The sequence below is a fragment of the Pelagibacterium lacus genome (genome assembly GCF_003345525.1).
Taxonomy (GTDB): Bacteria; Pseudomonadota; Alphaproteobacteria; order Rhizobiales; family Devosiaceae; genus Pelagibacterium; species Pelagibacterium lacus.
In genome coordinates this window covers 36,185-55,201 of record NZ_QQNH01000004.1, presented here as the reverse complement: position 1 = coordinate 55,201, position 19,017 = coordinate 36,185, and the positions used below count along the sequence as shown (strand labels likewise).

The following is a 19,017-nucleotide window of genomic DNA, read 5'->3' as shown; positions in this document are numbered from 1 at the left end:
CAAAGGAAACGGGCCCGGAAGGCCCAAGAACTTCAAAATCGCGCCAGCGGCGCGACGGAACAATGCTCTGATATAGTCAGAGCGCGCCCTCATGCAATCCCCTGTGCGGAGAGAGCGAAGGCGCGCCCGACAAACATGCGATATCTACTCGGCGTCGGCAGCAGGCTTGGCAGCCGTCTCGACCTTGCCGCCCGCCGCTTCGACGGCGGCGATCGCGCCGGCCGAGGCGTGGTCGACCTTGAAGCTCACCTTCTTGGCCGTGAATTCGCCGCCATTGATCAGGCGCACGCCGTCCTTGACGCGGCGGATGACGCCGGCCTTGACCAGAGCCTCGGCATCGACGACGCCCTTGGCATCGAGCTTGCCGCTGTCGATATAGGCCTGGATGCGATCGAGGCGCACCGCATTCCACTTCTTGGCGAACGCATTGTTGAAGCCGCGCTTCGGCATCCGCATGTGGAGCGGCATCTGGCCGCCTTCGAAGCCGTTGATCGAGACGCCCGAACGGGACTTCTGACCCTTGACGCCGCGGCCGCCGGTCTTGCCGAGGCCCGACCCGATGCCACGGCCCACACGGGCCCGGGCCTTGGTTGCGCCGGCCTTATCGGCGATCTGATTGAGTTTCATCTGTCCAAATCCTCTTACTGCTCGTCCACGACGCGGACGAGGTGCGAGACTTTGGAGATCATGCCCCGCACGGACGGTGTATCTTCAAGCTCGCGGCGCTTGTGCATCTTGTTGAGCCCGAGGCCAACAAGCGTAGCGCGCTGGTCTTCCTTGCGGCGGATCGGCGATCCGATCTGCTCGACGGTGATGGTCTTCTTAGCCATTGTCTTACTCCTCGAGCGGCCGGTCAGGCTTCGACGGCGGCTTCGCCGCGACGGGCCTGAAGCTCAGACACCTTGATGCCACGGCGAGCAGCCACCGAACGGGGGCTGTCGACGTTCTTGAGCGCATCGAAAGTGGCGCGAACCATGTTGTACGGATTGGCCGAACCCTGGCTCTTGGCGACGATGTCGTTGATGCCCAGGGTTTCGAACACGGCGCGCATCGGACCACCGGCGATGATGCCGGTACCGGCGGGCGCCGCGCGCAGGATGACCTTGCCGGCGCCGTGACGGCCCTGCACATCGTGGTGCAGCGTCCGTGCTTCGCGCAGCGGCACGCGGATCATCTGGCGCTTGGCCTGCTCGGTCGCCTTGCGGATGGCTTCCGGCACTTCACGCGCCTTGCCGTGACCAAAGCCCACGCGGCCCTTCTGATCGCCAACGACGACGAGCGCGGCAAAGCCAAACCGCCGGCCGCCCTTCACCACCTTGGCGACGCGATTGATATGCACCAGGCGATCTACAAACTCGCTGTCGCGCTCTTGAAAGTCTCTCATCGTTCAACCAGCTCTTTGCAATTTCGGTTTGGCTGAGCTTAGAAGCTCAGCCCGCCCTCGCGGGCTGCTTCGGCCAGCGCCTTGACGCGACCATGATAAATATAGGCACCGCGGTCGAAGACGACCTCGGACAGGCCCGCCTTGGTGGCCCGTTCGGCGAGAACCTTGCCCACCTCGGTCGCGGCCGCCTGGTTGGCGCCGTTGCCGATCTTGAGATCCTTCTCGAGCGAAGAGGCGGACACCAGCGTCACGCCGTTCGCATCGTCGATGATCTGCGCGGAGATATTCTTTTCCGAACGGAAGACCGACAGGCGCGGACGACCGTTGGCTCGGGCCTTGATCACCCGACGAACACGCGCCTTGCGCCGTTCGATACCAGAAAGCTTAGCCATGGCGACCAATCCCTACTTCTTCTTGCCTTCTTTGCGGACGACATGTTCGTCCGCATAACGAACACCCTTGCCCTTATAGGGCTCCGGCGGCCGGAACTCACGAATATCGGCCGCGACCTGGCCGACCTGCTGCTTGTCGATGCCCGAAACGATGATTTCCGTCTGCGTCGGGGCGGCAAGTTGAATCCCGTCCGGCGCCTTGAAGATCACTTCATGGGAAAAGCCGAGCGAGAGCTTGAGGTCCGACCCCTGCATCTGGGCACGATAGCCGACGCCGGTGATGGCGAGCTTGCGCTCAAAGCCAGTGGACACACCGGTGACGATATTCTGCAGCAGCGTGCGCGACATGCCCCAGGCCGAACGGGCCTCGCGGCTGTCGTCCACGGGGGAGACGACGACCCCCTCATCGGACATCTCGGGCTTGACGAGGTCGACGAGCACCACGGAGAGCTCACCCTTCGAGCCCTTGGCGGTGACCTGCTGGCCATCGATCGTGACCGTCACGCCGCCGACCGGTGCTACCGGCTTTTTGCCAATACGCGACATTTTTCTTTGCCTTCTCTTAGTTGGTGGGGTCTCCCCGGCGGCGTCTTAGAAGACGCGGCAGAGGACCTCACCGCCAACATTTTCAGCCCGCGCCTGGTGATCGGCCATCACACCCTTGGGGGTGCTGAGGATCGAGACACCCAGGCCGTTGCCAACAACGGGGATGTTCTTGACCGAAGCGTAAACGCGACGGCCAGGCTTGGACACCCGCTGCAATTCCTGGATCACCGGCTGGTTCTCCGAATACTTGAGCTCGATGGAGAACTCAGGCAGACCCTTTTCACTGGTCTCTTCGGTGTAACCGCGGATATAGCCCTCGGACTTGAGGACATCCAGAACGTGAGCCCGCAGGCTCGAAGCAGGCGTACGAACGGTATCGCGACGGCGCATCTGCGCGTTGCGGATACGGGTCAGCATGTCGCCAAGCGGATCGATAAGAGTCATGATCGTTCTTCCTTACCAGCTCGACTTGACCAGGCCCGGGATCTTGCCCATGTTGCCCAGCTCCCGCAGCGCGATGCGGCTGAGCTTGAGCTTGCGGTAGTAACCGCGCGGGCGACCCGACACTTCACAGCGGTTGCGGACACGAACCGGCGACGCATTGCGCGGCAGTTCGGCCAGCTTGAGCTGTGCAGCGAAACGCTCTTCGAACGACAGCGACTCGTCCTTGGTCAGAGCCTTGAGCGCAGCGCGCTTCCCGGCATACTGCTTGGCGAGCTTGGCGCGGCGCTTGTTCTTTTCGATGGAGCTAACTTTAGCCATCCAAATCTCTCTTTCGTCTCTCTTCCCGTTATCCGCTTACTGGCGGAACGGGAAATTGAAAGCCTTGAGAAGCGCGCGCGCTTCATCATCGGTCTTTGCCGTGGTGCAGACGATCACGTCCATGCCCCAGACCTGCTCGATCTGGTCATAGTTGATCTCCGGGAACACGATGTGCTCCTTGATGCCCATGGCGAAATTGCCGCGGCCGTCGAAGCTCTTGGGGTTCAGCCCGCGGAAGTCGCGGACTCGCGGCAGGGCCACGTTCACAAGGCGGTCGATGAATTCGTACATCTGCGCGCGGCGCAGCGTGACCTTGACGCCGAGCGCCATGCCCTCACGCACCTTGAAACCGGCGATCGACTTGCTGGCATAGGTGGTGATGGCCTTCTGGCCGGCGATCTTCTCGAGATCGGCCAGGGCGGCCTTGATCTTCTTGGAATCGCCGACGGCCTCGCCGACGCCCATGTTCAGGACGACCTTGTCCAGCTTGGGCACCTGCATCGGATTGGCATAGTTGAAGGTCTCGGTGAGACCGGCGCGCACCACATCGTCATAATGCGTGCGCAGGCGCGGAACGTAAGTCTCAGCCATCGATCACTTCTCCGGAACGCTTTGCGACGCGCTTCTTCACGCCGTCTTCGATCTTGAAACCGACGCGGGTCGGCTTGTTTTCCTTGGCATCGACCAGAGCGATATTGCTCAGGTGGATGGGGGCTTCCCGCGTCACGATGCCGGCATCCTGGTTCTGGGTCTGCTTCTGGTGCCGGCGCACCAGATTGATGCCGGTAACGATCGCGCGGGTCTCGGACGGGATGACCTGGGCCACGGTCCCGGTCTTGCCCTTGTCCTTGCCAGTCAGAACGATGACCTTGTCACCCTTTTTGATCTTGGCAGCCATTACAGCACCTCCGGCGCGAGCGAAATGATCTTCATGTGATTTTTCGCGCGCAGCTCGCGAGGAACCGGGCCGAAGATACGGGTGCCGATCGGTTCCTTGTTGTTGTTGATGATGACCGCCGCATTGCGATCGAAGCGGATCACGGTGCCGTCGGGGCGGCGGATATCGGACGCGGTGCGAACCACCACGGCCTTCATCACCTGGCCCTTCTTGACGCGGCCGCGCGGGATGGCGTCCTTGACCGACACAACGATGATGTCGCCAACCGACGCATACTTGCGATGCGAACCGCCCAGCACCTTGATGCACATAACACGACGGGCGCCCGAATTATCGGCGACGTCGAGGTTCGTCTGCATCTGAATCATGACTGGTTGCCTTCTTATTCTTTAATGGTTTCCGCGTCCGTCATGCGGCACGGCACCTGACCTCTTTGGCGTCAAGCCGGCGTGACCACCGACCAGCGCTTGTTCTTCGAGATCGGAGCGCATTCCTCGATCTGCACGATGTCACCGATCTTGGCCGCATTGGCTTCGTCGTGAGCATGGTACTTCTTGGAACGGCGCACCGTCTTTTTCAGGATCGGATGGGTGAAGCGGCGTTCGACGCTCACCACGACCGTCTTGTCGTTCTTGTCGGAGACCACGGTCCCCTGCAGGATACGCTTGGGCATCTCGTGATCTTCCTTACTTGGCTTCCGCGGCCTTCTCGGCCAGCACGGTCTTGACGCGCGCGATATCGCGGCGGACCTTGCGAACCTGAGAAGTGTTTTCCAGCTGCTGGGTAGCGCGCTGGAAGCGCAGGTTGAACTGTTCTTTCTTGAGGTTGACGAGCTCGTCCTTGAGTTCGTCGACCGTCTTTGCCCTAACGTCGCTCGGCTTTGCCATCGCTATATGCCCTTAATCTGCAATGCGGCTGACGAACCGCGTCTTGATCGGCAGCTTCATGGCCGCCAGACGCAGCGCTTCACGCGCAGTCTCTTCACTTACGCCGTCGATCTCGAACATGATCCGGCCGGGCTTGATGCGGGCTGCCCAGAAATCGGGAGCACCCTTACCTTTACCCATACGGACTTCAGTCGGCTTGGACGACACCGGCAGATCCGGAAACACCCGGATCCACACACGGCCTGCGCGCTTCATATGACGAGTCATCGCGCGACGTGCGGCCTCGATCTGGCGGGCGGTTATACGCTCAGGTTCCTGAGCCTTCAAGCCATATTCGCCAAAATTGAGCTCGGTGCCACCCTTGGCGACGCCATGGATGCGTCCCTTGTGGGCCTTGCGGAATTTGGTACGTTTCGGTTGCAGCATTGTTCTTAGTTCCTGTCAGCAGCCGGACGACGACCCTGCCCGCTCGAATCGCCGCCTTCGGTGGCGCGGCGTTCATGGGCCATCGGATCGTGTTCCATGATCTCGCCCTTGAAGACCCAGACCTTGATACCGATGATACCGTAGGTCGTGGAGGCTTCGGCGACGCCATAGTCCACATCGGCGCGAAGGGTATGCAGAGGCACGCGGCCTTCACGATACCATTCGGTCCGGGCGATATCGGCACCGCCGAGACGGCCGCCGACATTGACGCGGATGCCCTGGGCGCCCATGCGCATGGCCGTCTGCACCGCCCGCTTCATGGCCCGGCGGAACGCCACGCGGCGTTCGAGCTGCTGGGCGATGCCCTGGGCGACCAGCGTCGCATCGGTCTCGGGCTTGCGCACTTCAACGATGTTGATGTGCACTTCCGACGAGGTGTACTTCTTGACCTTGTTGCGGATCTTCTCGATGTCCGCACCCTTCTTGCCGATCACGATGCCCGGGCGAGCCGAGTGGATGGTGATGCGGCACTTGCGGTGCGGGCGCTCGATGACGATCTTGGACACGGCGGCCTGCTTGAGGTCTTCCTCGAGCATTTCGCGAATCTTGAGATCTTCCTGCAGGAGCGAGCCGTACTCGCCCTTGTTGGCGTACCAGCGGGAATCCCAAGTGCGATTGATGCCGAGACGCAGCCCGATCGGATTGATTTTCTGGCCCATCAGACGGCCTCCTCGACTTCACGGACAACGATGGTCAGGTGCGAGAACGGCTTCTCGATGCGAGCGCCGCGACCGCGTGCACGGGCGTGGAACCGCTTCAGGACCATGGCCTTGCCGACAAAGGCCTCGGAAACCACCAGCGCGTCCGTGTCGAGACCGTGATTGTTCTCGGCATTGGCGATGGCGCTTTCCAGCGTCTTCTTGACCGAGGTCGCGATCCGCTTGCGCGAGAATTCGAGCTCGGCCAGGGCCTTTTCGACTTTCTTGCCGCGGATCTGGGCCGCGACCAGGTTCAGCTTTTGCGGGCTGGTCCGCACCATGCGCAGGACGGCTTTCGCCTCGGTGTCCTTCAGCGTGCGCTCACGCTTTGCCTTGCCCATACTTACTTCCTCTTCGCCTTCTTGTCGGCCGCATGCCCGTAATAGGTGCGCGTGGGCGAAAATTCACCGAACTTGTGGCCGATCATGTCTTCGGTGACCGACACCGGAACATGCTTCTGACCGTTATAGACGCCGAAGGTCAGGCCAACGAACTGCGGCAGGATCGTGGAACGGCGGCTCCAGATCTTGATCACTTCGTTGCGGCCCGATTCCCGGACCTTGTCTGCCTTCTTCAGCAGATACCCGTCGACAAACGGGCCTTTCCAGACGGAACGTGCCATGGCCCTTACCTGCCCTTCTTCTGATGGCGCGTACGGACGATGAACTTGTCCGTCGACTTGTTGGTGCGGGTGCGCTTGCCCTTGGTCGGCTTGCCCCACGGGGTCACCGGATGACGGCCACCCGAAGTGCGGCCTTCACCACCACCATGGGGGTGGTCGACCGGGTTCATCGCGACGCCGCGAACGTTCGGGCGGCGACCCAGCCAGCGGCTGCGGCCGGCCTTGCCCAGGCTCGTGTTCGAGTGGTCGGGGTTCGAGACCGAACCGACCGTCGCAAGACACGTGCCGTGCACCAGGCGCTGCTCGCCCGAGTTGAGGCGCAGGATCGCCCAGCCGGCGTCACGGCCCACATACTGGGCATAGGCACCGGCGGAACGGGCCATCTGGCCGCCCTTGCCCGGCTTCATCTCGATATTATGCACGATCGTTCCGACCGGCATCCTCTCGAGCGGCATGGTGTTGCCCGGCTTCACGTCCACGGCGTTGCGGGACGAGATCACCTTGTCGCCGGCGCCCAGGCGCTGCGGCGCCAGGATATAGGCCTGCTCGCCATCCGGATAGGTGATGAGCGCGATGAATGCGGTCCGGTTGGGATCGTATTCGAGACGCTCGACCGTGCCCTGGACGTCGAACTTGGTGCGCTTGAAATCGACCAGGCGATAGCGGCGCTTGTGCCCGCCGCCCCGTGCGAACACGGTGATGCGGCCATTGTTGTTGCGGCCACCCGACTTGGTGAGGCCTTCGGTCAGCTTCTTGACCGGCCGGCCGTTCCACAGCTCGGAACGGTCGATGCCGACCAGTTCACGACGGCCCGGCGAGGTTGGATTGTATTGCTTCAAAGCCATTTTCTGGTTTCCCTCTCGCCTTCTTACAGACCGGTCGAAATATCGATGGTCTGACCGTCAACGAGCGTAACGACGGCCTTCTTGACGTCCTTGCGCGTGCCCAGGACGTTGCGGAACCGCTTGACCTTGCCCTTGCGGACGATGGTGTTGACGGCCTTGACCTTGACATCGAACAGCGCCTCGACGGCTGCCTTGATCTCAGGCTTGGTGGCGTCGATGGCCACATCGAACACGACCTGACCGTATTCCGAAGCCATGGTCGACTTTTCCGTCACAACCGGGTTGCGGATGATGTCGTAATGCTTGAGCGCGCTCATTGGAACCGGCCCTCCAGCGCTTCGAGTGCGTCCTTGGTGAGGACCAGCTTCTCGCGGCGCAGAATGTCGTAAACGTTGATGCCCTGGGCCGGAAGCACGTCGATCGAGGGAATGTTGCGCGCGGCAAGCGCGAAATTCCGGTCGAGTTCGGTGCCACCGATGATCAGTGCGTTGGCGAAGCCGAGCTTGCCGAAGACCTCGCGCAGCGCGGCGGTCTTGGGCGCATCGGCGACGGCCTTGTCCAGGATGACGAGATCGCCAGCCTTGGCCTTGGCCGAAAGCGCATGCTTCAATGCCAGCGCGCGCACCTTCTTGGGCAGCTCGATGGCGTGGCTGCGCGGGGTCGGGCCGAAGGCGCGACCACCACCACGGAAGATGTTCGAGCGCCGCGAGCCGTGACGCGCACCGCCGCCGCCCTTCTGGCGACCGAACTTCTTGCCGGTCATGGCGACTTCGGCACGGTTCTTGACGTCGTGCGTGCCCGCCATGCGCTTCAGCAGCTGGTAGCGCACCATGCGCTGGATCAGGTCGGCGCGGGGCTCGAGGCCGAACACGGCTTCGTCGAGCGTCACCTTGCCGGCCGACTTGCCCTCAAGGGTTGTGACCTGGAGTTCCATTATGCACTCTCCCCATTAGCAGCGGCCGGAGCCTTGAACGAACCGGGACGTGCGACACCTTCCGGAAGCGGCTTCTTGACCGCGTCGCGGATCTGGATCCAGCCACCCTTGGAGCCAGGGACCGAACCCTGGACCATGATCAGGCCGCGCTCGACGTCGGTCCTGACGACCTTGACGTTCTGCGTCGTGACACGGACATCGCCCATGTGACCGGCCATCTTCTTGCCCTTGAACACCTTGCCGGGGTCCTGGCTGTTACCGGTCGAACCGTGCGAGCGGTGCGAGATCGAGACGCCGTGCGACGCCCGCAGGCCGCCGAAATTGTGGCGCTTCATCGCACCGGCAAAGCCCTTGCCGATCGAGGTGCCGGTGACGTCCACCAGTTGGCCTTCGACGAAGTGGTCGGCCTGGAGCTCGGAGCCCACCTCGATGAGGTTGTCTTCGCTCACGCGGAACTCGACGACCTTACGCTTGGGCTCGACCTTGGCGGCGGCGTAGTGACCGCGCTCGGCCTTGCTCACATTCTTGACCTTGACGGAACCGGCGCCGAGCTGCAGCGCCACATAGCCGTCCTTGTCCTGCGTCCGCTGGCCCACCACCTGGCAGCCCTGCAGCGCCAGAACGGTAACGGGAACATGAGCGCCGTCATCGGTGAAGATGCGGGTCATTCCCAGCTTCTGTGCGATCAATCCAGAACGCATCGGTTTACCTTCTCTTTTTTAAGCGTTTTTCCGGGTCATTGTTTGTCCAAGAGGACCCACTAAAGCGAAAAGCGCTGGAAACTCGTCTATTTGGAGAGCCTTGGCTCAGAGCTTGATTTCGACGTCGACACCGGCGGCGAGATCGAGCTTCATCAGTGCATCCACCGTCTGTGGGGTCGGATCCACGATGTCGAGAAGACGCTTGTGAGTCCGGATTTCGAACTGCTCGCGGCTCTTCTTGTCCACGTGGGGCGACCGGTTGACGGTGTATTTGTCAATTCGCGTCGGCAGCGGAATGGGACCGCGAACCTGCGCGCCCGTACGCTTGGCTGTGTTGACGATCTCGCGGGTCGAATTGTCGAGCACGCGATGATCGAACGCCTTGAGCCGGATGCGAATATTCTGACCGTTCATTGTGTTCTATCCCAAAAAAAGGACGCGGTGCGCATCAGCGGCGCACCGCACTCTCTGTTGCCTGCTCGATTACTCGACGATCTTGGAGACGACGCCGGCGCCGACGGTACGGCCGCCTTCGCGGATCGCGAAGCGCAGCTTTTCTTCCATGGCGATCGGAACGATCAGTTCCACGTTCATCTCCACGTTGTCGCCCGGCATCACCATCTCGACGCCTTCCTTGAGCGTCACAACACCCGTCACGTCCGTCGTCCGGAAATAGAACTGGGGACGGTAATTGGTGAAGAACGGGGTATGACGGCCGCCCTCTTCCTTGGTCAGGATATAGGCTTCCGCAACGAACTTGGTGTGCGGGGTCACCGAACCGGGCTTGCACAGAACCTGACCACGCTCGACCTGGGTGCGGTCGATGCCGCGGATCAGCGCGCCGATATTGTCGCCGGCCTCACCCGAATCGAGCAGCTTGCGGAACATCTCGACGCCGGTCACCGTCGTCTTGAGCGTCGGCTTGATCCCGACGATCTCGACTTCCTCGCCCACCTTGACGATGCCGCGCTCGACGCGACCGGTCACAACCGTGCCACGGCCCGAGATCGAGAACACGTCCTCGACCGGCATCAGGAACGGAAGGTCCTTGGGACGCTCCGGGGTCGGGATATAGGCGTCAACCTGGCGCATCAGCTCCAGAACCGCGTCATGGCCGATCTCGGGGCGCTTGTCCTCGAGCGCCATCAGCGCCGAGCCCTTGACGATCGGAACGTCGTCGCCGGGGAATTCGTACGAGCTCAAGAGCTCGCGCACTTCCAGCTCGACCAGCTCGAGCAGTTCCTCGTCGTCCACCTGGTCGACCTTGTTGAGGAACACCACAAGCGCCGGAACGCCGACCTGGCGCGAGAGCAGGATGTGCTCGCGCGTCTGCGGCATCGGGCCGTCGGCCGCCGAAACCACTAGGATCGCGCCGTCCATCTGCGCCGCACCCGTGATCATGTTCTTCACATAGTCAGCGTGGCCAGGGCAGTCCACATGCGCGTAGTGACGGTTCTCCGTCTCATACTCAACATGCGAGGTCGAAATGGTGATCCCGCGCGCCTTCTCCTCGGGAGCCTTGTCGATCTGGTCGTAAGCCGAGAACGTCGCACCACCCGTCTCTGCCAGAACCTTCGTGATCGCTGCCGTCAGAGACGTCTTGCCATGGTCAACGTGACCAATCGTGCCAATGTTAACGTGCGGCTTGTTGCGGGTGAATTTTTCCTTGCCCATCACATATCTCCATCTTCAGCAGGAATGCTGCTGATCAAATTTCCAATCCAATCAGGCGTATTTGGCCTGAACTTCGTCAGCAACCGCCTGCGGCACCTGCTCGTAGTGGTCGAACGTCATCGTGTACTGGGCACGGCCCTGGCTCATCGAGCGCAGCGAGTTCACGTACCCGAACATGTTGGCCAGCGGCACGAAGGCGTTGACCACCTGCACGACACCACGGCTTTCCGTGCCCTGGATCTGACCACGGCGAGAATTGAGGTCGCCGATAACGTCGCCCATATAGTCTTCCGGCGTCGTGACTTCGACCTTCATGATCGGCTCGAGCAGCTTGGCGCCAGCCTTGGGCAGGCCTTCGCGCAAGGCGGCACGGGCAGCGATCTCGAACGCCAGCACCGAGGAGTCGACATCGTGGTAGGCACCATCGATGAGGGTAGCCTTGAGGTCGACGATCGGGAAGCCTGCGAGGATACCGGCGCCCATGACGGACTCCAGACCCTTCTGCACGCCCGGCACGTATTCCTTGGGAACCGAACCGCCCACGATCTTGCTTTCGAAGGTGAAGCCAGCGCCCGCTTCATTGGGCTCGATGATGAGCTTGATGCGCGCGAACTGGCCCGAACCGCCGGACTGCTTCTTGTGAGTGTAGTCGATTTCAGCCTGGCGCGTGATCGTCTCGCGATAGGCAACCTGCGGCTGGCCGATATTCGCCTCCACCTTGAACTCGCGCTTCATGCGGTCGACGATGATGTCGAGGTGTAATTCGCCCATGCCCGAGATGATGGTCTGGCCCGATTCCTCGTCGGACTTGACGCGGAAGGAAGGATCCTCGGCGGCCAGGCGCTGCAGGGCAAGACCCATCTTTTCCTGGTCGGCCTTCGACTTGGGCTCGACGGCAATATCGATGACCGGCTCGGGGAAGATCATGCGCTCGAGGATGACCGGCGCGGTCGGCACGCACAGCGTGTCGCCCGTGGTGGTGTCCTTGAGGCCCACGATGGCGACGATGTCGCCGGCGAAGGCTTCGGTGATCTGCTCGCGGGCATTGGAGTGCATCTGGAACATGCGGCCGACGCGCTCGCGCTTGTCCTTGACCGTGTTCAGCAGCTGCGCACCCGCCTCGAGGTGACCCGAATAGATGCGGCAGAAGGTCAGCGAACCCATATGCGGGTCGTTGGCGATCTTGAAGGCCAGCATCGACAGCGGCTCGCCGTCATCGGCGTGACGCTCGATCGGCTCTTCGGTCTTGGCATCGATGCCGTTTATGGCCGGAATGTCGATCGGCGACGGCAGGAAGTCGACCACTGCATCAAGAAGCGGCTGCACGCCCTTGTTCTTGAACGCAGAACCGCACAGAACGCCGAAGAAATCAACGTTACAGACGCCCTTGCGGATCAGCCGGCGCAGCGTGTCGTTGTCCGGCATCTCGCCTTCAAGATAGGCTTCCATGACGGTTTCGTCGAGCTCGACGGCAGCTTCGATGAGCTTTTCGCGATACTCTTCAGCCCGGGCCTGCAGATCGGCCGGAACGTCGACAACATCCCACTTGGCGCCGACTTCTTCACCGGACCAGATGAACGCCTTCATCTCGATGAGATCGACCACGCCGGCGAATTCGGTCTCGGCCCCGATCGGCAGCTGAAGAACGACAGGCTTGGCGCCGAGGCGCGTGTCGATCATGTCGATGCAGCGATAGAAATCGGCACCGATCTTGTCCATCTTGTTGACGAAGATCAGGCGCGGAACGCCGTACTTGTCAGCCTGGCGCCAGACGGTCTCGGTCTGCGGCTCCACGCCGGCATTGGCGTCGAGCAGCGCGACGGCACCGTCGAGCACGCGCAGCGAACGCTCCACCTCGATGGTGAAGTCCACGTGGCCCGGCGTATCGATGATGTTGAAGCGACGACGCTTACCGTCGCGACCCTGCCAGGACGTGGTGGTCGCAGCGGACGTGATCGTGATGCCGCGTTCCTGCTCCTGCGCCATCCAGTCCATGGTGGCAGCGCCATCATGGGTCTCGCCCATCTTATGGTTCTTGCCGGTATAGTACAGGATACGTTCGGTCGTGGTGGTCTTGCCGGCATCGATGTGCGCCATGATGCCGAAATTGCGGTAGTCTTCGATTTGATATTCGCGGGCCATAATGTTCTCTCTTTACCAGCGGTAGTGCGAGAACGCACGGTTTGCATCGGCCATGCGGTGCGTGTCTTCACGCTTCTTGACCGCCTGGCCACGGCCATTCATCGCATCCATCAGCTCGCCCGACAGACGGCCGACCATGGTCTGCTCACCACGCTTGCGGGCGGCGTCGATCAGCCAGCGAATGGCGAGCGCCTGCTGACGCTCCGAGCGCACTTCGACCGGCACCTGATAGGTGGCACCACCGACGCGGCGCGAACGCACTTCGACGGCAGGACGGATATTGTCCAGCGCGCCATGGAAGACCTGGATGGGATCCTGCTTGGTGCGCTCTTCGATGATTTCAAAGGCACCATAGACGATGCCCTCTGCGGACGACTTCTTGCCGTCCTTCATGAGCGAGTTCATGAACTTGGAGACAACCAGATCACCGAACTTGGGATCGGGGTTGATCTCACGCTTTTCTGCACGATGCCGACGGGACATGGCTCACAATCTCCTTATTTCGGCCGCTTCGCGCCATACTTGGAACGGCGCTGCTTGCGATCCTTCACGGACTGAGTGTCAAGCACACCGCGCAGAACGTGATAGCGAACGCCCGGAAGGTCACGCACACGACCGCCGCGGATCAGCACCACGGAGTGCTCCTGCAGGTTGTGGCCTTCACCCGGGATGTAGGTAATGACTTCACGCTGATTGACCAGGCGCACCTTGGCAACGCGGCGCAGGGCCGAGTTCGGCTTCTTCGGCGTCGTGGTATAGACGCGAGTGCACACACCACGCTTCTGCGGGTTGGCCTCCATCGCCGGCACCTTGTTCCGCTTCGGCTTGGCCTGCCGGGGCTTGCGGATCAGCTGATTAATGGTCGGCATATTGCTCGAACCCTCTTTCCATCCGTACAAACAAAATCCTGTTCGACATAACAAGCGAGCGGCGCCCGCACACGCTTCCGCAAGGGAAACCGGCGGCGCCAAGAATGCAGAGGATCACCCCCATTGCGGAAGCAATCATGCGCCCAAGACTTGTTGCGTCTAACTACCCGACAGTGTGTTTGATCGGCTTGAATGCGTCGCATTGGGCGCTTCGCATTCGGTGCCGGATCACGACCGACCGCTTAGGTAGGCGGGTCATACTGGGTTGATTCAGAATCGTCAAGGGTTTCGGGGAAAAAAGCGAAATCCCGCCGCCGATCCCCTGCCCTGCGCTTGACGCATGGCGAGATATGGAGAGGGGCCGGGACGATTTCAAGTTCCCAGGGCCTTGCGGGCCGCACTGGCCAGAAACGCGGCGCGGGAAATGCCCCGCCGCCGCGCGGTTTCGTCGATGGCGCGCAACAGGCCGGCCTCGAACGTGACATTGGCTCGCACTACGCGCCCCTCATGTTCGACCAAGGGTACGCGCACGAGAAAGGCCCCTTCTTCCAGGGCTTCCCTCACGTCCTTGCGTTCGCGCAAGCTTTCGAGTGTGGACGGCACTGGAATCGGCTGGTCCTCGGCCCAGAGTTCCAGCGCCTCTATGGCATTGGCAACCACCGTGTCCTCGTCATCGGCCGCCGAAAAGACATTCGGCAGATCAGGGAACGAAACGCCGAAGGCGCTGTCGTCGTCTTTGTGAACAAGAGCGTAGAATGCAACCATCGCGTTCAAATCCAGCCGGCCAGCGCTTGGCAATGGCACGAGCCGTACCCACCGGCAGGCGCTCCGCTGCGCATCCCAATGCTCACCAAGATAAGGCCCGGCATAATAAAAGAAAAGGGGCCCGAAGGCCCCTTTCCCGATGTTGCGATAATGCGCCGTCTATTCCGCCGGAGCGTCCGGGGTGGCCGGCACGGGCTCGGGCGCCGGAATGGCGATGGTCTCGGCCTGGCGGCGGCGTTCCTCGAGGATGAGGTCGTCGCGCTTGGACGCGATCTGGCGCACATTGGTGATCCGTGCACCGGTGCCGGCGGGGATGAGCCGGCCGACGATGACGTTCTCCTTCAGGCCTTCGAGCAGGTCCGCCTTGCCCGACACCGCCGCTTCGGTAAGCACGCGGGTCGTTTCCTGGAACGAAGCGGCCGAAACGAAGGACCGGGTCTGCAGCGACGCCTTGGTGATGCCGAGCAGGACCGGAACGGCCTCCGCCGGCTTCTTGCCGTCGCCGACCAGCTGCTCGTTGAGCTCATCGAACTCGATGCGATCGATCTGCTCGTCCTTGAGCAGGCCGGATTCGCCCGGATCGGTGATCTCGACCTTCTGCAGCATCTGGCGAACGATCACCTCGATGTGCTTGTCGTTGATCAACACGCCCTGCAGCCGGTAGACCTCCTGGATCTCGTTGACGAGATAGCGGGCCAGCTCCTCGACGCCCTTGATGGCAAGGATGTCGTGCGGGGCCGGGTTGCCGTCGAGGATGTATTCGCCCTTCTCGATCGGGTCGCCTTCCTGCAGATGGAAGGGCTTGCCTTTCGGGATCAGGTACTCGACCGGCTCCAGGCTCTCATCGGTCGGCTCGATGACGATGCGGCGCTTGTTCTTGTAGTCGCGGCCGAAGCGGATCGTGCCGTCGATTTCGGCAATGATCGCGTGGTCCTTCGGACGGCGAGCCTCGAACAGTTCGGCCACACGCGGCAGACCGCCGGTGATGTCCTTGGTCTTGGCGCTTTCGAGCGGAATACGGGCCAGGACGTCGCCCTGGGCCACGCGGACCCCGGGTTCGACGGCAATGACCGCATCCACGCTCATCAGATAGCGCGCATCGGTGCCGCGATCGGTCTTGAAGGGCTGCCCCTTCGAACCGACGGCAATGGCCGGCTTGAGGCCTTCGCCGCGGGCGCTCGAGCGCCAGTCGACGACCAGACGCTTGGTGAAGCCCGTGGTTTCGTCGGTCTGTTCGGAGACCGAGGCCCCGTCGACCAGATCCTCGAAGATCACCTCGCCCTCGACTTCGGACAGAACGGGACGGGTATAGGGGTCCCATTCGGCCAGGCGCTGGCTGCGCTTGACCTGGTCGCCCTCATTGACGCGCAGCCGCGAGCCATAGGCGACCTTATGGGCAGCCCGCTCCTTGCCCTCGGCATCGATGATGACGATGGAGACGTTGCGGCCCATGACCACCACGTGGCCATCCGAGTTGGTCGCGATATTCTTGTTGCGGAAGCCGATGGTCCCTTCGGCGCCGGCTTCCAGATAAGAATTGTCGACGACCTGCGCGGTGCCACCGATGTGGAAGGTGCGCATGGTGAGCTGGGTGCCCGGCTCGCCGATCGACTGCGCCGCGATAACGCCGACCGCTTCGCCCATATTGACCGGCGTGCCCCGGGCAAGGTCGCGGCCGTAGCAGACGGCACAGCAGCCCTGGCGGACCTCGCAGGTCAGCGGCGAACGGATGCGGACCGACTGCACCTTGGCGTTCTCGATCTTCTCGATGTCGGACTCGTCCATCAGCGTGCCCTTGGCGACGAGAACGTCGTCGGTGCCCGGCAGATAGATGTCGTCGGCCGAGACGCGGCCGAGGATGCGCTGGCCGAGCGAGGCCACCACCTGGCCGGAATCGACGATCGCTTCCATGGTAAGGCCGCTCTCGGTGCCGCAATCATCTTCGGTGATGATCGCGTCCTGCGCCACGTCGACGAGGCGACGGGTGAGATAGCCCGAGTTGGCGGTCTTGAGCGCGGTATCGGCCAGACCCTTGCGGGCCCCGTGGGTCGAGTTGAAGTACTCGAGAACGGTGAGGCCTTCCTTGAAGTTCGAAATCACCGGAGTTTCGATGATCTCGCCCGAGGGCTTGGCCATCAGGCCGCGCATGCCGGCGAGCTGCTTCATCTGGGCGACCGAACCACGGGCGCCCGAATGGCTCATCATATAGACCGAGTTGATCTGCTTGGAGCGGCCATCGGAATCCTTCTCGGACGCCGAAATGCGCTTCATCATCTCCTCGGCGACCTTGTCGCCGCACTTGGCCCAGGCATCGACGACCTTGTTGTACTTCTCACCATGGGTGATCAGGCCGTCATTGTACTGCTGCTCGAACTCCTCGACCTGCTTGCGGGTATCGCCCACGATCTTGGCCTTGGTGTCGGGGATGACCATGTCGTCCTTGCCGAACGAGATGCCGGCACGGCAGGCCTGCTTGAAGCCCAGATCCATGACGCGGTCACAGAAGATCACGGTCTCCTTCTGGCCGCAGGCACGGTAGACCGTGTCAATGACCTTGGAGATGTTCTTCTTGGTCATCAGCTGGTTGACCACCTCGAACGGCACGCTCTCGGGCAGGATCTGCCCCAGAATCATGCGGCCCGGCGTGGTCTCGACGATCTGCGAAACCCGATTGCCGTCCTGGTCGACCGTCTTGATCCGGCCCTTGATCTTGGTGTGCAGGGTCACCGTCTTGGTTTCGAGCGCGTGCTCGAGCTCGGCCATGGACGAGAACGCCATGCCTTCGCCCGGCTCGCCATCCGCCATGATGGAGACGTAGTACAGCCCCAGCACGATGTCCTGGCTCGGCACGATGATCGGCTGGCCGTTGGCAGGGTGCAGGATGTTGTTGGTCGACATCATCAGGACGCGCGCTTCGAGCTGGGCCTCGAGGCTCAGCGGCACGTGCACGGCCATCTGGTCGCCGTCGAAGTCGGCATTGAACGCGGCGCAGACCAGCGGATGGAGCTGGATGGCCTTGCCCTCGATGAGGATCGGCTCGAACGCCTGGATGCCCAGACGGTGAAGCGTCGGCGCGCGGTTGAGGAGAACCGGGTGCTCGCGGATCACCTCGTCAAGGATATCCCAGACTTCGGGCTTTTCCTTCTCGACCAGCTTTTTCGCCTGCTTGACGGTCGAGGACAGGCCCTTGGCGTCGAGACGCGAATAGATGAAGGGCTTGAACAGCTCCAGCGCCATCTTCTTGGGCAGACCGCACTGATGCAGCTTGAGTTCCGGACCCACGGTGATCACCGAACGGCCCGAATAGTCGACGCGCTTGCCCAGGAGGTTCTGGCGGAACCGGCCCTGCTTGCCCTTGAGCATGTCCGAAAGCGACTTGAGCGGACGCTTGTTCGCACCGGTGATGGTGCGGCCACGGCGGCCATTGTCGAACAGCGCGTCGACGGCCTCCTGCAGCATGCGCTTTTCGTTGCGGATGATGATGTCGGGCGCCCGCAGCTCGATGAGGCGCTTCAACCGGTTGTTGCGGTTGATGACGCGCCGGTAGAGGTCGTTGAGATCGGACGTGGCGAAGCGGCCACCATCGAGCGGCACCAGCGGGCGCAGCTCGGGCGGGATGACCGGGATGACGGTCATGATCATCCATTCGGGCTTGTTGCCCGAAACGATGAACTGCTCGACGATCTTCAAGCGCTTGGCGAGCTTCTTGGGCTTAAGTTCCGTCGTCGACTCGGCAATTTCGACGCGCAGGTCGGCGGCGAGCTTTTCGAGGTCGATGGCGGCCAGCATCTCGCGCACCGCTTCGGCGCCGATCATGGCGGTGAAGGCGTCCGGACCGTAATTGTCCTGCGCGCCGAGATACTCTTCTTCCGTGATCAGCTGATGCTGGGAGAACGGGGTCAGGCCCGGCTCGATGATCACATAGTTCTCGAAGTAGAGAATGCGCTCCACATCCTTGAGGGTCATGTCGAGAAGCTGCGCGATGCGGCTCGGCAGCGACTTCAGGAACCAGATATGGGCGACGGGCGCGGCCAGTTCGATATGGCCCATGCGCTCGCGGCGCACGCGCGACAGGGTCACTTCCACACCGCACTTCTCGCAGATGACGCCCTTGAACTTCATGCGCTTGTACTTGCCGCACAGGCACTCATAGTCCTTGGTCGGGCCGAAGATGCGCGCGCAGAACAGGCCGTCACGCTCAGGCTTGAACGTGCGGTAGTTGATGGTCTCGGGCTTTCTGATCTCGCCGTAGGACCACGACAGGATCTTTTCCGGGCTGGCGATGTTGATCTTGATCTGATCGAACGTAGGGGCCGCCGCCTGCGAATTGAACGGATCCATGACGTGCTGATGATGGTTCATCTTTTGTCTCCTTGGTGCCCCGCGCGATGCGGCTGAAGATCAGCGCATCG

The 19,017-nt window shown here is 62.0% G+C and carries 27 protein-coding genes; all 27 read right to left on the bottom strand.

Going from position 1 to position 19,017, the window contains the following annotated elements; all coding sequences use genetic code 11:
* Positions 1–144: 144 nt before the first annotated feature.
* The 27 genes from rplO to rpoC all read right to left on the bottom strand — a co-directional run bounded on the left by rplO (position 145) and on the right by rpoC (position 18,967).
* Positions 145–627, bottom strand: coding sequence for a 50S ribosomal protein L15 (rplO, locus tag DVH29_RS04290; RefSeq protein ID WP_114644929.1), 483 nt, complete (start codon positions 625–627; stop codon positions 145–147).
* 14 nt (positions 628–641) lie between these two features.
* On the bottom strand, positions 642–830 hold the full coding sequence (gene rpmD / locus DVH29_RS04285; protein ID WP_114644928.1) for a 50S ribosomal protein L30: 189 nt from the start codon (positions 828–830) through the stop codon (positions 642–644).
* 23 nt (positions 831–853) lie between these two features.
* On the bottom strand, positions 854–1,384 hold the full coding sequence (gene rpsE / locus DVH29_RS04280; protein WP_114644927.1) for a 30S ribosomal protein S5: 531 nt from the start codon (positions 1,382–1,384) through the stop codon (positions 854–856).
* A gap of 38 nt (positions 1,385–1,422) precedes the next feature.
* Positions 1,423–1,776, bottom strand: a complete 354-nt coding sequence (gene rplR, locus DVH29_RS04275; RefSeq protein WP_114645060.1) for a 50S ribosomal protein L18 — start codon at positions 1,774–1,776, stop codon at positions 1,423–1,425.
* A 12-nt stretch (positions 1,777–1,788) separates the two neighbouring features.
* Positions 1,789–2,322 (bottom strand): 50S ribosomal protein L6, encoded by a 534-nt coding sequence (gene rplF, locus DVH29_RS04270; protein ID WP_114644926.1) that lies wholly within the window; start codon positions 2,320–2,322, stop codon positions 1,789–1,791.
* A 45-nt stretch (positions 2,323–2,367) separates the two neighbouring features.
* Entirely contained in the window at positions 2,368–2,766 is a 399-nt protein-coding gene (rpsH, locus tag DVH29_RS04265; RefSeq protein WP_114644925.1) for a 30S ribosomal protein S8, read from the bottom strand.
* A gap of 12 nt (positions 2,767–2,778) precedes the next feature.
* A complete protein-coding gene (rpsN, locus tag DVH29_RS04260; RefSeq protein ID WP_114644924.1) occupies positions 2,779–3,084 on the bottom strand; it encodes a 30S ribosomal protein S14 in 306 nt (101 codons plus the stop codon).
* 36 nt (positions 3,085–3,120) lie between these two features.
* Positions 3,121–3,675, bottom strand: coding sequence for a 50S ribosomal protein L5 (gene rplE / locus DVH29_RS04255; RefSeq protein WP_114644923.1), 555 nt, complete (start codon positions 3,673–3,675; stop codon positions 3,121–3,123).
* Positions 3,668–3,982, bottom strand: a complete 315-nt coding sequence (rplX, locus tag DVH29_RS04250) for a 50S ribosomal protein L24 (protein ID WP_114644922.1) — start codon at positions 3,980–3,982, stop codon at positions 3,668–3,670. The genes rplE and rplX overlap by 8 nt, the downstream gene beginning before the upstream one ends.
* On the bottom strand, positions 3,982–4,350 hold the full coding sequence (gene rplN, locus DVH29_RS04245) for a 50S ribosomal protein L14 (RefSeq protein WP_114644921.1): 369 nt from the start codon (positions 4,348–4,350) through the stop codon (positions 3,982–3,984). Before rplN ends, rplX begins: the two co-directional genes overlap by 1 nt.
* Positions 4,351–4,421: 71 nt before the next feature.
* Positions 4,422–4,655, bottom strand: coding sequence for a 30S ribosomal protein S17 (rpsQ, locus tag DVH29_RS04240; protein WP_114644920.1), 234 nt, complete (start codon positions 4,653–4,655; stop codon positions 4,422–4,424).
* Positions 4,656–4,668: 13 nt separating this feature from the next.
* Complete coding sequence (gene rpmC / locus DVH29_RS04235) at positions 4,669–4,869, bottom strand: 50S ribosomal protein L29 (RefSeq protein WP_114644919.1); 201 nt, start codon at positions 4,867–4,869, stop codon at positions 4,669–4,671.
* A 12-nt stretch (positions 4,870–4,881) separates the two neighbouring features.
* A complete protein-coding gene (gene rplP, locus DVH29_RS04230; RefSeq protein ID WP_114644918.1) occupies positions 4,882–5,295 on the bottom strand; it encodes a 50S ribosomal protein L16 in 414 nt (137 codons plus the stop codon).
* 5 nt (positions 5,296–5,300) lie between these two features.
* Positions 5,301–6,014: a 30S ribosomal protein S3 gene (gene rpsC, locus DVH29_RS04225; protein WP_114644917.1), complete on the bottom strand. Its 714-nt coding sequence runs from the start codon at positions 6,012–6,014 to the stop codon at positions 5,301–5,303.
* Positions 6,014–6,394 carry a 50S ribosomal protein L22 gene (rplV, locus tag DVH29_RS04220; protein WP_114644916.1) on the bottom strand — a complete coding sequence of 127 codons (381 nt, stop codon included), beginning with the start codon at positions 6,392–6,394 and terminating at the stop codon, positions 6,014–6,016. Before rplV ends, rpsC begins: the two co-directional genes overlap by 1 nt.
* A gap of 2 nt (positions 6,395–6,396) precedes the next feature.
* A complete protein-coding gene (gene rpsS / locus DVH29_RS04215) occupies positions 6,397–6,675 on the bottom strand; it encodes a 30S ribosomal protein S19 (RefSeq protein ID WP_114644915.1) in 279 nt (92 codons plus the stop codon).
* A 5-nt stretch (positions 6,676–6,680) separates the two neighbouring features.
* On the bottom strand, positions 6,681–7,520 hold the full coding sequence (rplB, locus tag DVH29_RS04210; protein ID WP_114644914.1) for a 50S ribosomal protein L2: 840 nt from the start codon (positions 7,518–7,520) through the stop codon (positions 6,681–6,683).
* A 23-nt stretch (positions 7,521–7,543) separates the two neighbouring features.
* On the bottom strand, positions 7,544–7,837 hold the full coding sequence (locus DVH29_RS04205; RefSeq protein ID WP_114644913.1) for a 50S ribosomal protein L23: 294 nt from the start codon (positions 7,835–7,837) through the stop codon (positions 7,544–7,546).
* Complete coding sequence (gene rplD, locus DVH29_RS04200) at positions 7,834–8,454, bottom strand: 50S ribosomal protein L4 (RefSeq protein WP_114644912.1); 621 nt, start codon at positions 8,452–8,454, stop codon at positions 7,834–7,836. The genes DVH29_RS04205 and rplD overlap by 4 nt, the downstream gene beginning before the upstream one ends.
* Positions 8,454–9,155 (bottom strand): 50S ribosomal protein L3, encoded by a 702-nt coding sequence (rplC, locus tag DVH29_RS04195; protein ID WP_114644911.1) that lies wholly within the window; start codon positions 9,153–9,155, stop codon positions 8,454–8,456. The genes rplD and rplC overlap by 1 nt, the downstream gene beginning before the upstream one ends.
* 105 nt (positions 9,156–9,260) lie before the next feature.
* Positions 9,261–9,569 (bottom strand): 30S ribosomal protein S10, encoded by a 309-nt coding sequence (rpsJ, locus tag DVH29_RS04190; protein ID WP_014130837.1) that lies wholly within the window; start codon positions 9,567–9,569, stop codon positions 9,261–9,263.
* A 69-nt stretch (positions 9,570–9,638) separates the two neighbouring features.
* Positions 9,639–10,829, bottom strand: a complete 1,191-nt coding sequence (tuf, locus tag DVH29_RS04185; protein ID WP_114644899.1) for an elongation factor Tu — start codon at positions 10,827–10,829, stop codon at positions 9,639–9,641.
* 51 nt (positions 10,830–10,880) lie between these two features.
* Positions 10,881–12,971, bottom strand: a complete 2,091-nt coding sequence (fusA, locus tag DVH29_RS04180) for an elongation factor G (protein ID WP_114644910.1) — start codon at positions 12,969–12,971, stop codon at positions 10,881–10,883.
* Between the two features lie 12 nt (positions 12,972–12,983).
* Positions 12,984–13,454, bottom strand: coding sequence for a 30S ribosomal protein S7 (gene rpsG / locus DVH29_RS04175; RefSeq protein ID WP_114644909.1), 471 nt, complete (start codon positions 13,452–13,454; stop codon positions 12,984–12,986).
* A 14-nt stretch (positions 13,455–13,468) separates the two neighbouring features.
* On the bottom strand, positions 13,469–13,840 hold the full coding sequence (rpsL, locus tag DVH29_RS04170; protein ID WP_041528652.1) for a 30S ribosomal protein S12: 372 nt from the start codon (positions 13,838–13,840) through the stop codon (positions 13,469–13,471).
* Positions 13,841–14,212: 372 nt separating this feature from the next.
* On the bottom strand, positions 14,213–14,605 hold the full coding sequence (locus DVH29_RS04165; RefSeq protein WP_114644908.1) for a type II toxin-antitoxin system HicB family antitoxin: 393 nt from the start codon (positions 14,603–14,605) through the stop codon (positions 14,213–14,215).
* 159 nt (positions 14,606–14,764) lie between these two features.
* Positions 14,765–18,967, bottom strand: a complete 4,203-nt coding sequence (gene rpoC, locus DVH29_RS04160; RefSeq protein WP_114644907.1) for a DNA-directed RNA polymerase subunit beta' — start codon at positions 18,965–18,967, stop codon at positions 14,765–14,767.
* Between the last annotated feature and the right edge of the window lie 50 nt (positions 18,968–19,017).

Coding starts and splice junctions, on each gene's coding strand:
- rpsQ (WP_114644920.1), bottom strand. CDS start 4,655: ATGCCCAAGCGTATCCTGCAGGGGACCGTGGTCTCCGACAAGAACGAC.
- rplB (WP_114644914.1), bottom strand. CDS start 7,520: ATGGCTTTGAAGCAATACAATCCAACCTCGCCGGGCCGTCGTGAACTG.
- rpsL (WP_041528652.1), bottom strand. CDS start 13,840: ATGCCGACCATTAATCAGCTGATCCGCAAGCCCCGGCAGGCCAAGCCG.
- rpoC (WP_114644907.1), bottom strand. CDS start 18,967: ATGAACCATCATCAGCACGTCATGGATCCGTTCAATTCGCAGGCGGCG.
- rpsE (WP_114644927.1), bottom strand. CDS start 1,384: ATGAGAGACTTTCAAGAGCGCGACAGCGAGTTTGTAGATCGCCTGGTG.
- rplP (WP_114644918.1), bottom strand. CDS start 5,295: ATGCTGCAACCGAAACGTACCAAATTCCGCAAGGCCCACAAGGGACGC.
- rpsN (WP_114644924.1), bottom strand. CDS start 3,084: ATGGCTAAAGTTAGCTCCATCGAAAAGAACAAGCGCCGCGCCAAGCTC.
- rpsC (WP_114644917.1), bottom strand. CDS start 6,014: ATGGGCCAGAAAATCAATCCGATCGGGCTGCGTCTCGGCATCAATCGC.
- rpsG (WP_114644909.1), bottom strand. CDS start 13,454: ATGTCCCGTCGGCATCGTGCAGAAAAGCGTGAGATCAACCCCGATCCC.
- rpmD (WP_114644928.1), bottom strand. CDS start 830: ATGGCTAAGAAGACCATCACCGTCGAGCAGATCGGATCGCCGATCCGC.
- tuf (WP_114644899.1), bottom strand. CDS start 10,829: ATGGGCAAGGAAAAATTCACCCGCAACAAGCCGCACGTTAACATTGGC.
- DVH29_RS04165 (WP_114644908.1), bottom strand. CDS start 14,605: ATGGTTGCATTCTACGCTCTTGTTCACAAAGACGACGACAGCGCCTTC.
- rpsH (WP_114644925.1), bottom strand. CDS start 2,766: ATGACTCTTATCGATCCGCTTGGCGACATGCTGACCCGTATCCGCAAC.
- rpsS (WP_114644915.1), bottom strand. CDS start 6,675: ATGGCACGTTCCGTCTGGAAAGGCCCGTTTGTCGACGGGTATCTGCTG.
- rplN (WP_114644921.1), bottom strand. CDS start 4,350: ATGATTCAGATGCAGACGAACCTCGACGTCGCCGATAATTCGGGCGCC.
- rplF (WP_114644926.1), bottom strand. CDS start 2,322: ATGTCGCGTATTGGCAAAAAGCCGGTAGCACCGGTCGGCGGCGTGACG.
- rpsJ (WP_014130837.1), bottom strand. CDS start 9,569: ATGAACGGTCAGAATATTCGCATCCGGCTCAAGGCGTTCGATCATCGC.
- rplX (WP_114644922.1), bottom strand. CDS start 3,982: ATGGCTGCCAAGATCAAAAAGGGTGACAAGGTCATCGTTCTGACTGGC.
- rpmC (WP_114644919.1), bottom strand. CDS start 4,869: ATGGCAAAGCCGAGCGACGTTAGGGCAAAGACGGTCGACGAACTCAAG.
- rplD (WP_114644912.1), bottom strand. CDS start 8,454: ATGGAACTCCAGGTCACAACCCTTGAGGGCAAGTCGGCCGGCAAGGTG.
- rplC (WP_114644911.1), bottom strand. CDS start 9,155: ATGCGTTCTGGATTGATCGCACAGAAGCTGGGAATGACCCGCATCTTC.
- rplR (WP_114645060.1), bottom strand. CDS start 1,776: ATGGCTAAGCTTTCTGGTATCGAACGGCGCAAGGCGCGTGTTCGTCGG.
- DVH29_RS04205 (WP_114644913.1), bottom strand. CDS start 7,837: ATGAGCGCGCTCAAGCATTACGACATCATCCGCAACCCGGTTGTGACG.
- rplO (WP_114644929.1), bottom strand. CDS start 627: ATGAAACTCAATCAGATCGCCGATAAGGCCGGCGCAACCAAGGCCCGG.
- fusA (WP_114644910.1), bottom strand. CDS start 12,971: ATGGCCCGCGAATATCAAATCGAAGACTACCGCAATTTCGGCATCATG.
- rplV (WP_114644916.1), bottom strand. CDS start 6,394: ATGGGCAAGGCAAAGCGTGAGCGCACGCTGAAGGACACCGAGGCGAAA.
- rplE (WP_114644923.1), bottom strand. CDS start 3,675: ATGGCTGAGACTTACGTTCCGCGCCTGCGCACGCATTATGACGATGTG.